Source organism: Shewanella aegiceratis (genome assembly GCF_019457495.1).
In the GTDB taxonomy this organism is placed as follows: domain Bacteria; phylum Pseudomonadota; class Gammaproteobacteria; order Enterobacterales; family Shewanellaceae; genus Shewanella; species Shewanella loihica.
On record NZ_CP080416.1, the window covers coordinates 3,256,914 to 3,271,300 of the forward strand.

Consider the following 14,387-nt stretch of genomic DNA (forward strand, 5'->3'; position numbering starts at 1 on the left):
AAATTGGAGGACCGAAATCGTGACTTCGATCAATGTTTAGTGAGGTTCCCGACAACCGCTGTCGAGAGTGATAAGGAAATCAATTTTAACCAGATTTTATGATCACAAACCTGTTTTACATCAAGAATTGTTCAGCCATTCCCTTTTACACTTCACACTTTTTAAGGGAGAACAGCACATGGAACTTCTTTGTCCGGCGGGTAACCTCGCCTCCCTCAAGGTCGCCTTAAACGCCGGTGCCGACGCCGTCTACCTTGGGTTGAAAAACGATACCAACGCCCGCTCCTTCGCCGGGCTGAACTTTACGCCGGAAAAATTGGCCCAGGCGGCCAAGCTGACCCAGCAGGCGGGTAAGAAGATTTTTCTGACCATCAATACCTTCCCCAAACCCGGTGAAGAGCAACGCTGGTACCAGGCGATCGAGCTGGCCGCCGACACTGGCGTCGATGCGCTGATCATGGCCGACCTCTCCCTGCTGGATTATGCCCACAGCCGCTATCCTCACCTGCCGTTGCATCTGTCGGTGCAGGCCAGCGCCACTAACCTAGGGGCCCTCAACCTCTACAAGCAGGAGTTCAACATCGACCGTGTGGTTCTGCCGCGGGTGCTGTCGATGAAACAGGTCAGAGACCTCTCCAAGGTGACCCCTGTGGATCTCGAGGTGTTCGCCTTCGGCAGTCTGTGCATCATGGCCGAGGGGCGCTGCCACCTCTCCTCCTATGTGACGGGTCAGTCCCCCAATACGGGCGGGTCCTGCTCGCCGGCCAAGCATGTGCGCTGGCAAGATGTAGGCGACAGCCAGCAAACCCGGCTCAACGATGTGTTGATCGATCAGTCGGGCAAGGATGAGCAGATGGGTTATCCCGTAGTCTGTAAGGGGCGCTACACCACCAGCGACAGCCAGGAGGCCTCGCACCTGCTGGAATCCCCTACCAGTCTCAACACCCTCAGCCTGCTGCCGGAGCTCGCCAAGGCTCGCGTGGTCTCCCTCAAGATAGAGGGGCGTCAACGCAGCCCGGCTTATGTGGAGCAGGTGACCCGGGTCTGGCGTCAGGCGATCGACACCTACCTGAACGACCCAGCGGCCTACACCACCCAGGCCCAGTGGGATCAGGCCTTGGCCAAGGTATCAGAGGGACAGGTCACCACACTGGGCGCCTATGAGCGCACCTGGCAATAACTGCAAAGCAATAAAGACAAAAGGATAACAAGATGAAAACCTCATTAGGACCGATTCAATATTGCTGGCCCAAAGAGAAGGTGGTCGAATTTTATGAGGCCGTGGCCCTGAGCAGCGTGCCCCTGGTCTATCTGGGCGAGACCGTCTGCAGTCGTCGCCGCGAGCTCAAGTTCAGCGATTATCTTGCTTTGGCGCGCATGCTGAAGGCCGCAGGCAAGGAGGTGGTGCTCTCCACCCTGACGCTTATCGAGGCGCAGTCGGAATTTCTTGAACTCAAGAAGCAGGTGGAAAATGGTGAGTTCACCATAGAGGCCAACGATGTCGGCGCCATCTATCTGGCCAAGGAGCAAGGGATCCCCTTCGTCTGTGGGCCCAGCATCAACAGCTATAATGCCGCCACCGTAAAGAAGTTTGCCAGTTGGGGCATGCAACGTTTCGTGATGCCGCTGGAGCTGTCCAAGGCCTGGCTTACTCAGGTACTTGAAGATCTCGCCCCGCGCCAGGTCGAGGTCGAGGTGTTTGGCCATGGCTTCATGCCGCTGGCCCATTCGGCCCGCTGCTTCACCGCCCGCCACAAGGGACTCACCAAGGATAAGTGCCAGACCATCTGTATCGAAAATCCCGAGGGATTACTGGTGCAAACCCAGGAAGATCAGCCGCTGCTGCGCCTCAACGGCATACAGACACAGTCGGCCAACTATATGGATCTGTGCGACCAGCAGACTCAGATGCAGGCCTTGGGGGTCGACTATTTCCGCATCTCCCCCTCGTCCCTGGCATCCATCGCCCTGGCCGATAAGTTGCCGGCCAAGTCGGCCAGCCACGACAGGCAGTGTAACGGTTATTGGCATCAGCTGCCCGGTCTGACCCTAAGCTAGGCGGGCGATAACTAGATGAAAAAAGCAGGACTCATGAGGGAATTTTAAAAAAGCTGATAAAACGTCGGTTTAGATAAAAGGAAAGGTTAACCGAGTCGACGCGTCTCTCGCTGGGTCCACACCAGCGAGAGTAGCCATCCCATGAAGCTGAACAGCGCCGCCCACTCCATGATCACAGGGCAGCGAAACTCGGGTCTTGGCTCCACCATCACGAGATCATGGTAAAACCAGGTTCCGCTCGCCACCACGCCATCATCCGTATGAGCCATCAGGATAAACACCAGCAGCAAGCCCAGCGTCAGCCCAGAGATCAACAGACTACCGCGCAGGGCAAAGCGCTTGGACCTGTCTCTACGACTCAACAGGTAGACAAGATACGCCGCCACGCTCATCGCCGCGAAGTAGAAGAAATATTCTATGCCTAAGATATGCAGGTGATAGACGTTAACCGGAAACAGGCCGACACAGGCCAACGCCAGAAGCGATGCCACCAACACAGAGAAGCTGGTCAACACCCAAGGGCCGTCGCTGTTTTGCAGGGCAAACAGGGCAAATAACACCAGGCTTAAACTGCCGAAGAATAGTCCGCCGTTAAACACCACCGCCAGCTCGGAGTGGCCATACTGACCCAGCTCACTCAGGGAGAAGTTGTAGAAGCTAAAGCCTTGGCCGCTGTAATCGCTGAACCCTAAGCTGGCCGCCACCAAGCCGATAAGATGTCCTACGAGTCCAAGCAAGCCAAACCTAAATGCTAATTTAGACAGTTTCTGCTCTTTTGAAGTCATAGGCCCTTTATCGTTTAACACACTCATTGGTTAACCATATATGGAATCAGAATTTTTTGCAGAGGTCTAGCGCATATTTCTGACACGGACTGAATAAAAACTCAACAAAAATCATACATGATAATCATAGCTCACCTCCACTAAAGGGGTATCTCTCAGACTAAACGGCGCGTCGCCATGCAACACCCAAGCAACAAATGCATAACCTTGTTTTCAAAGGGGTTTAACCAATATTTACCTAGCATAGACCTTGGCAATTTAGGTACAATATAAATAGTCATAAAGTGCTAATAACTATGCTGCGGCGGTGAAACGGTTCACCAAGCATTATAATCGTTTTACATCACTGGACTTAGGGGGTAACCTTCCCCGCTTATCTCATGAATGGATATTCAGAGTGTATTGATTAACGGATCTTTGAGTAGATGGCTGCCCACGCTTGGGAAGCAAAGAATAAAGGCTAAATAAAGTGGCTGAAAAACAAACCCATAACATTAAAACCGTGCTGACGTTTCTAGTCCCTTCCATTATCGGACTGTTACTCTTCATGACCCCCATTAGCTATCAAGATGCCATCACGATCCCCATCGCCATCGTATCTAAGGGGCTGCAAAATCTATTGGGCGATAGTATTGTCGCCATCGTCACCGCCATTGTGGTGCTCACCGCTGTCGCGACTCTCATCTGCAAGGCGGCAAAACCCGCGATACTCAATCGCTATCCCTTCTTTCGTGCCCTGCTCGATGTCAGCCCCATGTGGACCCTGGTGCGTGTGCTGGGTGCCATCTTCATCGTACTGACCTTTACCGGCACTGGGCCCGAGGCGATTCACTCGGGCAATACCGGCGCACTGGTGCTCAACGACCTGCTGCCCGTGCTATTTTGCGTGTTTATCTTTGCCGGCATGTTGCTGCCATTGCTGCTTAACTTCGGCCTGCTGGAGCTGTTCGGCACCCTGCTGACCAAGGTGATGCGCCCTGTGTTCAACCTGCCGGGACGCAGCGCCATCGACTGTATGGCCTCCTGGCTGGGCGATGGCAGCGTCGGCATTCTGATGACCAGTAAGCAATATGAATCCCGTTTCTACACCCAGAGAGAAGCGGCGGTGATCGGCACCACCTTCTCGGCAGTCTCTATCACCTTCTCACTGGTGGTGATCTCTCAGGTTAAGCTCGAGCACCTGTTCGTGCCCTTCTATCTGACCGTCTGTCTGGCCGGTGTGGTCGCGGCCATCGTTGTGCCTAAGCTGCCTCCGCTCTCTTGGAAGAAAGATCACTACATAGATGAAACCCCGCGTCATCCCGACGACGAGGTGATCCCTCATGGCAAAGGCGTCTTCGCCTGGGGCCTGGAGCAGGCGCTGACCAAGGCGGCCAAGGCCGAAAGCGTGGGTCATACCCTGAAAGATGGTCTGAAGAACGTGATCGACATGATCTTCGGCGTGATCCCTGTGGTGATGGCCATAGGTACGGTCGCCCTGATGATCGCCGAATACACGCCTATCTTTAACTATCTGGGCATGCCATTCATTCCGCTGCTTGAGCTGCTACAGGTGCCGGAAGCCGCCGAAGCTTCTAAGACCATAGTGGTGGGCTTTGCCGACATGTTCATCCCGTCGATCCTGGCCAGCTCCATCGAGTCGGACATGACCCGCTTCATCATCGCCGCCATGTCGGTGACCCAGCTGATCTACATGAGTGAAGTGGGCGCCCTGCTGATCGGCAGTAAGATCCCGGTCAATATCCTAGAGCTGTTTGTCATCTTTATCCTAAGAACCCTGGTCACCCTGCCGGTGATCGCAGGCGTCGCCCACCTTATCTTCTAAGGCAGAGGCGTTAGCTTAAGAGGGCAGCTCAGGCTGCCCTTTCTTATGGCCGTAATGGCACATTATCTTATTCATTCAACTCGCAATTTCCCCAAAGACTTCTAAACTTAAACACTCAAGCAGCGCTCATTGTGCCGGGATTTACGCGGCTGTTTTTCGCCCCCCATCCCCAAAAAACTGAGCGCCAAACCGCCCCCTAGATCACAAGGGCCAAGTTATGACTTGCAAACACACGAGTTGGCGCGCCTAGATGAGAGCACTCATTCTCTCACTCCTGCTATTGCTACTGGTGAGCCAGCCCAGCCTAGCCTTCAGCTATCAGCCGCAGTTTGATTCCTTCGGCGCCAAGGAGGGGCTGTCGATGAACACGGTCACAGATATAGTCAACGACAAGGAGGGACATCTGTGGATCGCCACCCAGGCCGGGCTCAACCGCTACGATGGTAAGCGTTTCAAGATCTTCGACACCCAGGGGGATAATCGCGGCCCCTCGGCCAAATATATCAAGAAGCTGCATTTCAGCCGCACTACCCTCTGGCTCATCACCCGTAACGACGGGATCAACCGCTATCACGCCGACAGCGGCATCTTCGAGCCCTTCAACGCCAGTAACAGCCCGCTGCCCGACGATATCGTCGATCTCGATGAAGATGCCCAGGGTAACCTATGGATCGCCACCGCCGACAATCGCCTGCTCTACTTCTCCCCCGCCAGCAACAAGCTGCTGGCGACCCTGGACAGCAGCACGACTCAAGGACTGCCCAGCGGGCGCATCAACACCCTGTATCGCGACCGGCAGGATAGGCTCTGGGTAGGCACGCTCAACGGTCTCGCCAGCCTCAAGCAAACAGCAGATGAGATTAGCGTCACCCAATACGCCCCTGAGGTGCTGCGCGGCGTCTCCGCCATCGAGGCGGGTAAGAGCAACACCCTCTGGGTCGGCACCCAAACCCGCGGCCTGTTCCTGCTGGATATCACCAACGATCAGGCCATGGCGATCGCCGCCGTGCCCGCCAGCCCCGCCTTCTCCATCTCCGCCCTCAGGCGGGATAAGTTCGGCAGCCTCTGGATAGGCTTTCGCGCCCAGGGGCTGGCCAGATATGAACCGAGTCGCAACGAGATCCACAGGCTCAACGCCTCCGCCGAGAACCGCTACAGCATCAACAGTCCAGTCATCACATCCTTATGGATAGACAACGAGCAGCAGCTATGGATCGGCAGCAAGGGTGGCGGCCTGAGTAAGACCTTTCTCGACGCCCAATATTTCGGTCATATCCATGGTTTTAGCTTCAACGACAATAACCTGCTCAACGTGGACATTCGCAGCCTGCTGGAGGACAGCCAGGGCACTCTCTGGGTCGGTACCGCCAGCGGCGTCTACCGGGGGCTGAAAAATCCCAGGGGCGAGCTGACAGGCTTCATCCCCTTCCATGTGCAAAACCCCAGCCTGAGTCAGGCCTTCATCAGCTTCATCAAAGAGGATGAGCCGGGTCAGCTGTGGATCGGCACCCGGGGCGATGGCCTCTTCATCTATACCGCAGACAAGCAGAGCTATATTCACTATCTGGCCGATGCCAAGAGCCCCAACAGCCTCCCCAGCAATCAGCTCTATTCGCTCTATTTCGACAGGCAGGGGACACCCTGGATCACCAGCAGCGATGGTGGCATCGCCAGATACGCCGGCATAGCCACAGGCTTCATTGCCGTGCCCCTGCCCATCAAGACGGTCACCGACATGCTGCAGGATGGCGACGGCAACTACTGGCTCACTTCCTCCAGCGACGGCCTACTGAGGCTCGCGGCCAATGGCGAGATCACCCACTTCGCCAGCCACACGCCCCATGCCTTGCCCAAGCAACATCTCTTCTCCATCGTCGCCGGTGATAACCACAGCCTATGGATCGCCAGCAACGAGGGGCTACTGCATTTCAATACCCAAGACTTCAGCAGCCGACTGCTTACCACGGCAGATGGCCTGATCGACGACACCATCTATCTGCTGTTTGCCGACCAGCGCCGTCACCTCTGGCTCGGCACCACCAAGGGGCTAACCCAGCTCGACCCAGGCAGCCTGAAGACCACTAACTACACAGATATCGACGGCATACAAGATAATGAGTTCAACTTCGGCGCCGCGGCGCTCGGGCGTAACAACAGCCTCTATCTTGGCGGCGTCAACGGCTTTAACCATTTCAATCCAGCCCAGCTGCCCCGTCGTCAGCCACCGACCCTGCCGGTGATCACAGATCTCTTTGTGCTGGATCAGGCCCAGGGACTCCCCGACATGGACCAGGGCACGCCAAGGTTGCCCCCTTCGCTGGCGCTGCCCCATACCGCCGATATCTTCTCGCTGCACTACCACAGCCCGGATCTGCACAACGCCACCCGGCTGAGCTATCAGTACCGCCTGCTCGGGCTCAACGACACCTGGATAGCGGGCTCGCCGGAGCAGGTCGCCTACTTCACCGGCCTCAACCCGGGCAACTATCTGTTTGAGATCCGTGCCAAGGATATCAACCAGCAATACAGCCCTATCAGGCGCCTCAAGATCATGCTCGAACCTGCCCCATGGCAGTCGCCCTTCGCCTACACCTTGTACTTCACCCTGACCCTGATGCTGGTAAGCCTGATCTTCTATCGCAAGTGGTCCCAGTATCAGCAGCAGGCCGCCCTGCTGCACGAGGTGGCCCAGAGCGAGCAACGCCTGCAGCTGGCGCTGTGGGGCAGCGGCGATGAGTTTTGGGACTGGAATATCGTTCATGGCAACGCCACCCGTACCAACACCTTCCTCAAGTATCCCGAGCAGGAGCAGGAGCTGAAGAAGACCATAGCCACCTGCGTCCACCCGGACGACATCCCCAAGGTGTCACGGGTCGCCAAGGAGTGCATCAACGACCAGATAGATAAGTTCTCCCTCACCTATCGTGGCCTGGCGCCCGACGGCGAGTGGCTCTGGGTGCTCAATCGTGGTCAGGTGGTAGAGCGTGACGAGGCGGGCAAGGCGGTACGCATCGCAGGGACCATCAAGAACATACAGCAGCAGAAAGAGACGGAGCACGCCCTGCGCGAGCTCAATCAGCGTCTCGAGCAACGCGTCAACGAGCGCACCCTGGAGCTACAACAGCGCAACGACGAGCTGAAACACACCCTGGATGAGCTGGAACATACCCAGGGCGAGCTGATGGACAAGGAGAAGATGGCGGCGCTGGGCGGCCTGGTGGCCAGCATCACCCACGAGGTCAACACTCCCATAGGGATCAGCGTCACCGCCGCCTCCCACCTGCAGGAGAGCGTTAAACACTTCGACCAGCTCTATCGCCGCGGCGAGATCACCGAAGAGGACTTTGAGCAGTATCAGAATGAGGTGGCCGAGTGCTGCCGACTGATCCTGGCCAATCTGGAGCGCGCCTCAAAGCTTATCGCCAGCTTCAAACAGGTCTCGGTGGATCAGTCCCACGAAGATGTACGCGAGTTCGACCTGCATGCCTACCTGGAGGAGATCTTCATCTCCCTCAACCCCATGCTGTCACGCACGCCCCATGAGTACAGCTATCAATGTCCGGAGAAGCTGATCATCCAGAGCACCCCGGGGGCCTTCTACCAGATCGTCAGCAACCTGTTCAACAACTCGGTGATCCACGCCTACCCAGATGGCAAATCTGGCAAGCTCAGCCTAGACGTCGCTCGAACCGACCAGGGGATCTGCATCACCTATCAGGACGATGGTTGCGGCATGTCCCAGGAGGTTCAGGCCCAGGTGTTCCAGCCCTTCTTCACCACCAAGCGCGGCAAGGGCGGCAGCGGCCTGGGGATGAACATCGTCTCCAACATAGTCACTCAGGTCCTCAAGGGCGAGATCAGCATAGACTCCCAGGAGGGGCGCGGCAGCACCTTCATCATACATTTGCCCGACAGCCTGATCGTTCGCTAGGCGTCATCTGGCTGCAATAATTTGTTCATCTCTTAGTCAAACTCCCCTCTTACTCTGGCGCTATGGATAGGGTGTCTCCATCACGGGCACCATCCCTTACACAGCGAGCAGACCCCATGCAAAAGATGATTTTCACCGTAGACGATGTGGTAGCCAACAACCTGCCCAAGCTCAATCAGAGCCCCTGGCTGGCGACCCCCACCAAGGCGCTGCTGCGCTATTTCCTGATGGAAAAAGAGTGCCATGCCATCACCCAGGAGTTCGATTACCTGGAGGGGGTAGACTTTATCGAGCAGGTCCTGGCCAGCTTCAACTTCACCTACAGCGTGCCCAGCACAGAGGTGGAGAATATCCCCAGCGAGGGGCGGGTGGTGATCTATGCCAACCACCCTATCGGCTCACTGGACGCCCTGGCGATGATCAAGCTGATCAGCAAGGTACGCCCCGACATCAAGGTGGTGGCCAACGAGCTGCTGATGGCCCTGGAGCCGCTGCACTCCATCCTGCTACCCGTTCGCAACATGACAGGCGGCACCCCCAAACAGCACCTGGAGAAGATCCACCAGCACCTCAAGAGCGAAGGCGCCGTGCTGATCTTCCCCTCCGGCGAGGTTTCGCGCCTGCGCCCCAACGGCGTGAGGGACCTGCACTGGCACAGCGGCTTTCTGAAGATCGCCAAGGCCTGTCAGGCGCCGCTGCTGCCCATGTTTGCCGATGCCAAGAACTCGGCCACCTTCTACGGTGCCTCGATGATCTACAAGCCTCTGGCCAGTCTGCTGCTGGTCAAGGAGATGTTCAAGCAGGCCAAGCGCACCATGCCCCTGCGCATAGGCCAGCTGATCCCCAAGGAGGTGGTGGCCAGCAGCGACTTCCCGCTCAAGACCCAGGTGAAGCTGCTGAAGAATCATCTCTACCGTATCGGCAAGAACCGCAGCCCACTGTTTAAGACTCAAAACGCCATCGCCCACCCCGAGTCGCGCAGCGATCTGATCGAGGCGCTGTCTCTGTGCGAGTTGCTGGGCCAGACCCATGACGAGAAGCTCATCTATCTCTACCGCCACAAGCAGAGCAATCCCATCATGCGTGAGATAGGCAGGCTGAGGGAGATCGCCTTTCGCGCCGTAGGTGAAGGCAGCGGCAAGCGCCGCGACACAGACAAGTACGACGCCGACTACTTGCATCTGGTACTCTGGGATCACAAGGCGCTGGAGATCGTCGGCGCCTACCGTTTCGCCAGCGCCAATAGCCTCTACCAAGATGAGCATAAGGGCCTCTACAGCCAGTCGCTGTTTCAGTACCGTGACGAATTTGCCCCCTACTTCGAGCAGGGGCTGGAGCTGGGGCGCAGCTTCGTGCAGCCTAAGTATTGGGGCAAGCGCAGCCTGGATTACCTCTGGTTCGGCATAGGCGCCTTCCTCGCCAAACACCCACAATATCGTTACCTGTTCGGCCCCGTCTCCATCAGCGACGCCCTGCCGGAGCAGGCCAAGGCGATGTTGGTCTACTTCTACCAGACCCACTTCTGCCCGGTGCAGGAGCTGGCACACGCCAACAGCCGCTACAGATTTACCCCAGAGCAGCACGAACAGTTACATAGCCTCTTCCCCGGCGAAGACTATCAGGCGGAGTTTAAGCTGCTCAAGCAGGCACTGGCCAGCATGGGCGCGGCCGTGCCCGCCCTGTATAAACAATATGGCGAGCTGTGCGACGGTTTAGGGGTGAGTTTCCTCGACTTTGGCATAGACGCCGAGTTTGGCGACTGCATAGACGGCCTGGTACTGGTGGACACCCACAAGCTCAAGGCCAAGAAGCGTGCCCGCTACATCGACTGCCACCTGCCCGAACTCAACACCAGCGGCGAAGACAGCCCCCTAAAATAGCTCTAACTCTAACTCTAGCGCTAGCAGGGCTATCTTCAAGCAATAAAAAAGACGCCCCAAGGCGTCTTTTTTATCGCAAGCTTTTGTGGATTGATTTAGCGGCAAGCTCTTGTGAATTTTTTTGCGACAAAGGCTTGTCGTTAGCTCTGCGAGTTAGTTCTGTAAGTTAGTTTTACCAATAGCTTTGGCGGACTCTCAATTAACCGTCCGACCAAGCCTCCCAAGCTTAACTATTTAGTCATGAATCTCTAGTCATGAAAGCGCGTCAGCAGGGCGCGATAGATACGATACAGGCGCACTATCTGCGCCAGCTCCACCCGCTCGTTGACCTGATGTATGGTGCGATTGGGAAGCCCCAGCTCGATCACCTGAGTCTGGGGTGATGACAGAAAACGCCCGTCAGAGGTGCCCCCCGAGGTGGAAAGGCGCGGAAAGCTGGCGGTAACCTCAAAGATCGCCGCCTCCACCTGAGCGATCAGGCTCTGCTCATCATTTTCCTGGGTATGGTAGGGCAGACAGCCGCGCTCCCAGCGCAGGCTAATGGCATCCTCCCCCAGGGAAAGCCCGTCGAGACAGGCCTGGATCCGCGCCATGATCCCCGCCTCGCTGTAACGATAGCTATAGCGGATGTTGAAGCAGATCTCACAGCTACCCGGGACGATATTGTCGGTAAACGCCCCAGAATCCACATGGGTCACCTGCAAGCTGGTGCCGGGGAAGTCGTCGCTGCCCTCATCCCAAATGAGAGCTTCTAGCGCCTGCATCACCCGCGCCGCCATATGCAGGGCGTTGACCGCGTTCTTGGGATAGGCCACGTGTCCCTGCTTGCCTTTGAGCGTTAGCCGGGCCGAGATGGCGCCGCGACGACCAATCTTAATCACATCGCCCGCCTGCTTATCGGCGGTCGGCTCGGCCACCACACAATACTTGGGTAGACGTGCCTGAGCCTTGAGGCGCTCGACCAGGGTGCGGGTACCATGTTCCGCCTCGCCCTCTTCGTCGCTGGTGACGATAAACTGCCAGTTGGCCTTGGGCAGGCCATGACAACTGATGTGATCCTCGACCGCCGCCAGCATCACCGCCAAGCCTGATTTCATGTCCACAGCGCCGCGGCCAACCAGCATGCCATCCACTAAGGTGGCGGCAAACGGCGGCGTCTGCCAGCGGCTCAGATCCCCAGGCGGCACCACATCCGTATGCCCCGCCAGCGCCAGCTGCGCCGGGCGCTCATCGAAGGAGGCCAACAGGTTACTCACCCCCTGATCCTGATAGTAGCTGACGTCGAAACCCATTGCGGCAAGCCTTTCCCCTAACCACTGCTGGCAACCGGCATCTTCCGGGGTGATAGAGGGGCGGCGCATCAGCTCACGGCAGTAACGCACCGCCTTGTGCTGGCTAAGATCTTCCTGGCTTAGCTCTTCCCGGCTTAGATCTTCCTGGCTTAGCTCGTCTTGATTATGCTTGCCTTGGGTGAGCTGAAATTGAGCGGAATCGACATAGAAAGGGTCGGACTGGCTGGCCTGGGATGCCAATGGCATGGATTTCATCTTTTTGCCCCGATACTAAGATAAACCCAACCATTAAAGGGCAAACCCATGACATTTATGTGAAATTTAGATGGTCATTTGTTGAACATTCATTTATCTGTTATAACTGGAAACAGGGTGAACATTCACCAAAGTCACTGAGAACCTTACAAAACTCAGTCAACCTCCCCCTAAGTCTCAGGAGTCTGCCATGGCAACACGGGTATCGGAGATCATGAGCACCAGGGTCGTCACCATAGAGATGGACGACAGGCTTACCATAGTCAAAGAGATCTTTGACAGCGCCCCCTTTCATCATCTGCTGGTGATCGAGAACGACAGCTTACAAGGCGTGCTATCTGAGCGCGACTATCTGCGCACCCTCAGCCCCCATATCGGCAGCATAGGCGAGACGGAGCGCGACAGCGACACCCTGCAGCGCCGCGCCCATCAGGTGATGAGCCGGGATCCCATCACCATAGCCCCCGAGGCCGACATCAAGACCGCCGGGCAACTCATGCTGGCCCACGACATCGGCTGCCTGCCCGTGATGGCATTTAGCAAGATAGTGGGCATCATCACCTGGAAAGATCTGCTGCGCGCCTTCTGCCATGATGAGCTGGTTCCCCAACAGGAATAGTGCTCGCCAGTTTTGAAATTGGCCTACTCAACAGCCTTACTTATCAGCCTCGAACCACAGCCTTAAACGACAAACCCAGGTCAAGCGACCTGGGTTTGTGTTATTTGAGCTGCAGCTCAAAGCTGCTGACTCGATACTTTCTAGATAGCCCAGCCGCCCATGTAGAAGACCACCAGGCCGATAGTGATGGCTAACACACCGGGTTTCAGGGCGCGCCACTCGCCGCTGGCCAGACGGCCAACCACTAGGGTCACGAAGCCCAGCATGATACCGGTAACGATATTACAGCTGAGGATGATGAACACGGCGCAAGTCAGTCCCGCCATGGCATCGACCTTGTCGTCGAAGTTCAGCTTAGTCACGTTGCTCAGCATCAAGAGGCCCACATACATGAGCGCCGGCGCCGTAGCATAAGCAGGTACCAGATAGCTCAGCGGCGCCAGGAACACCATCAGCAGGAAGAGCACGCCGACGATTGTCGCCGTCAGGCCCGTCTTACCACCGGCCGCGGTACCCGCCGCCGACTCAATATACACGGCCGCCGGTGCGCCGCCCACGGCACCTGCGAAGATGCTGCTCATGGAGTCTGAGGTCAGCGCCTTACCGCCACCGACAATATTGTCTTTCTCATCCAGCAGTTCCGCCTGACCGGCCACCGCGCGAATGGTGCCCGTGGCATCGAAGATTGCCGTCATCACCAGCGCCAGCACAATAGGCAGCACCACAGGGTTGAGGGCGCCCATGATATCCAGCTGACCGATAAGCGACTTATCTGACATCAAATCAGGCAGGGCGAATAAACCCTGGTAGGTCACGCTTGGGTCAAACGCTAGGCCAAATACCGACAGGGCGATGATCACCAGCAGAATGCCACCGGGCACGCCGCGACGCTCCAGGCCTATGGTGGCCGCCAGGCCAATCACTGTTGCGATGACAGGCAGGCTATGAATATCGCCAAGCTTCACCGGCAGGCCAGCGTCGTTGGCGACGATCAGATGCACACTATTGGTGGCGATCAGCAGCAGGAACAGGCCGATGCCTATGCCGGTACCGTGGGCGATCCCCTTGGGCAGGTTGGTCAGTACCCACTGACGCACGCCAGTGACACTCACCAGGGTGAAGACCACGCCCATGAGGAAGATGGCCCCTAGGGTCACGGGAATCGAGATCCCCTGGCCCAGCACCATGCTAAAGGCGGTGAAGGCGGTCAGTGAGATGGCGCAGCCAATCGCCATCGGCAGATTAGCCCACAGCCCCATCAGCAGGGAGCCGAAAGACGCAATCAGACAGGTGGCCACGAAGACGGCGCCGGGATCGAAACCGGCGGCGCCCAACATGTTTGGTACCACGATCACCGAATAGACCATGGCGAGGAAGGTGGTTAAGCCGGCAATCACCTCTTGGCGCAGCGTGCTGCCGCGAGCGGTGATGGCGAAATAACGGTCAAGCAGGGAGCTTGCAGGTACAGCGGGTGCAGCGGGTGCAGCGGGTGCAGCGAGAGTCTGTTCAGACTTCATAGTAGTTACCTTTTTTGATCTCTTAATTTGGAAGGCTGTGGCAAGTTAGAGCCCCACGACAGATGTCTGTGGGTGAGAGATCCACTGGGTACTTATTGGTGTACCTTACGTGACCTGCAGATCGGTAACCGAGGAGATACCGACCTTTTAAGGTAAGCAAACACTTACCCATAACACAGCCTTTGTTGGCGGCGCATTCTACAGCAAAGACTGTGACATAAACTA

General features: G+C 57.0%; 9 protein-coding genes. 6 read left to right on the forward strand and 3 right to left on the reverse strand.

Translation table 11 applies throughout. From position 1 onward, the window contains the following. Positions 1 to 178 precede the first annotated feature (178 nt). The gene (gene ubiU / locus K0H80_RS14235) at positions 179 to 1,180 is read left to right on the forward strand and encodes a ubiquinone anaerobic biosynthesis protein UbiU (RefSeq protein ID WP_220072005.1); all 1,002 of its coding nucleotides are present in this window, start codon (positions 179 to 181) and stop codon (positions 1,178 to 1,180) included. A gap of 32 nt (positions 1,181 to 1,212) precedes the next feature. Next, positions 1,213 to 2,058: a U32 family peptidase gene (locus K0H80_RS14240; RefSeq protein WP_220072006.1), complete on the forward strand. Its 846-nt coding sequence runs from the start codon at positions 1,213 to 1,215 to the stop codon at positions 2,056 to 2,058. Positions 2,059 to 2,144: 86 nt separating this feature from the next. Here the strand turns inward: K0H80_RS14240 and K0H80_RS14245 are convergent, their stop codons facing one another. Next, complete coding sequence (locus K0H80_RS14245; protein WP_220072007.1) at positions 2,145 to 2,795, reverse strand: hypothetical protein; 651 nt, start codon at positions 2,793 to 2,795, stop codon at positions 2,145 to 2,147. A gap of 517 nt (positions 2,796 to 3,312) precedes the next feature. Here K0H80_RS14245 and K0H80_RS14250 point away from each other — a divergent pair. The 3 genes from K0H80_RS14250 to olsF all read left to right on the forward strand — a co-directional run bounded on the left by K0H80_RS14250 (position 3,313) and on the right by olsF (position 10,479). Further along, entirely contained in the window at positions 3,313 to 4,668 is a 1,356-nt protein-coding gene (locus tag K0H80_RS14250) for a YjiH family protein (protein ID WP_220072008.1), read from the forward strand. A 250-nt stretch (positions 4,669 to 4,918) separates the two neighbouring features. Continuing rightward, positions 4,919 to 8,599, forward strand: a complete 3,681-nt coding sequence (locus K0H80_RS14255) for a two-component regulator propeller domain-containing protein (RefSeq protein ID WP_220072009.1) — start codon at positions 4,919 to 4,921, stop codon at positions 8,597 to 8,599. A 125-nt stretch (positions 8,600 to 8,724) separates the two neighbouring features. Then, entirely contained in the window at positions 8,725 to 10,479 is a 1,755-nt protein-coding gene (olsF, locus tag K0H80_RS14260) for a bifunctional ornithine lipid synthase OlsF (RefSeq protein WP_491572527.1), read from the forward strand. A gap of 248 nt (positions 10,480 to 10,727) precedes the next feature. On the opposite strand, the gene dapE is transcribed toward olsF, so the two are convergent. After that, positions 10,728 to 12,017, reverse strand: coding sequence for a succinyl-diaminopimelate desuccinylase (dapE, locus tag K0H80_RS14265; RefSeq protein WP_220072011.1), 1,290 nt, complete (start codon positions 12,015 to 12,017; stop codon positions 10,728 to 10,730). 199 nt (positions 12,018 to 12,216) lie between these two features. On the opposite strand from dapE, the gene K0H80_RS14270 reads away from it, so the two are divergent. After that, entirely contained in the window at positions 12,217 to 12,645 is a 429-nt protein-coding gene (locus K0H80_RS14270) for a CBS domain-containing protein (RefSeq protein ID WP_011866591.1), read from the forward strand. Positions 12,646 to 12,785: 140 nt separating this feature from the next. On the opposite strand, the gene K0H80_RS14275 is transcribed toward K0H80_RS14270, so the two are convergent. Then, on the reverse strand, positions 12,786 to 14,162 hold the full coding sequence (locus K0H80_RS14275; RefSeq protein WP_258406108.1) for an NCS2 family permease: 1,377 nt from the start codon (positions 14,160 to 14,162) through the stop codon (positions 12,786 to 12,788). Positions 14,163 to 14,387: the final 225 nt, after the last annotated feature.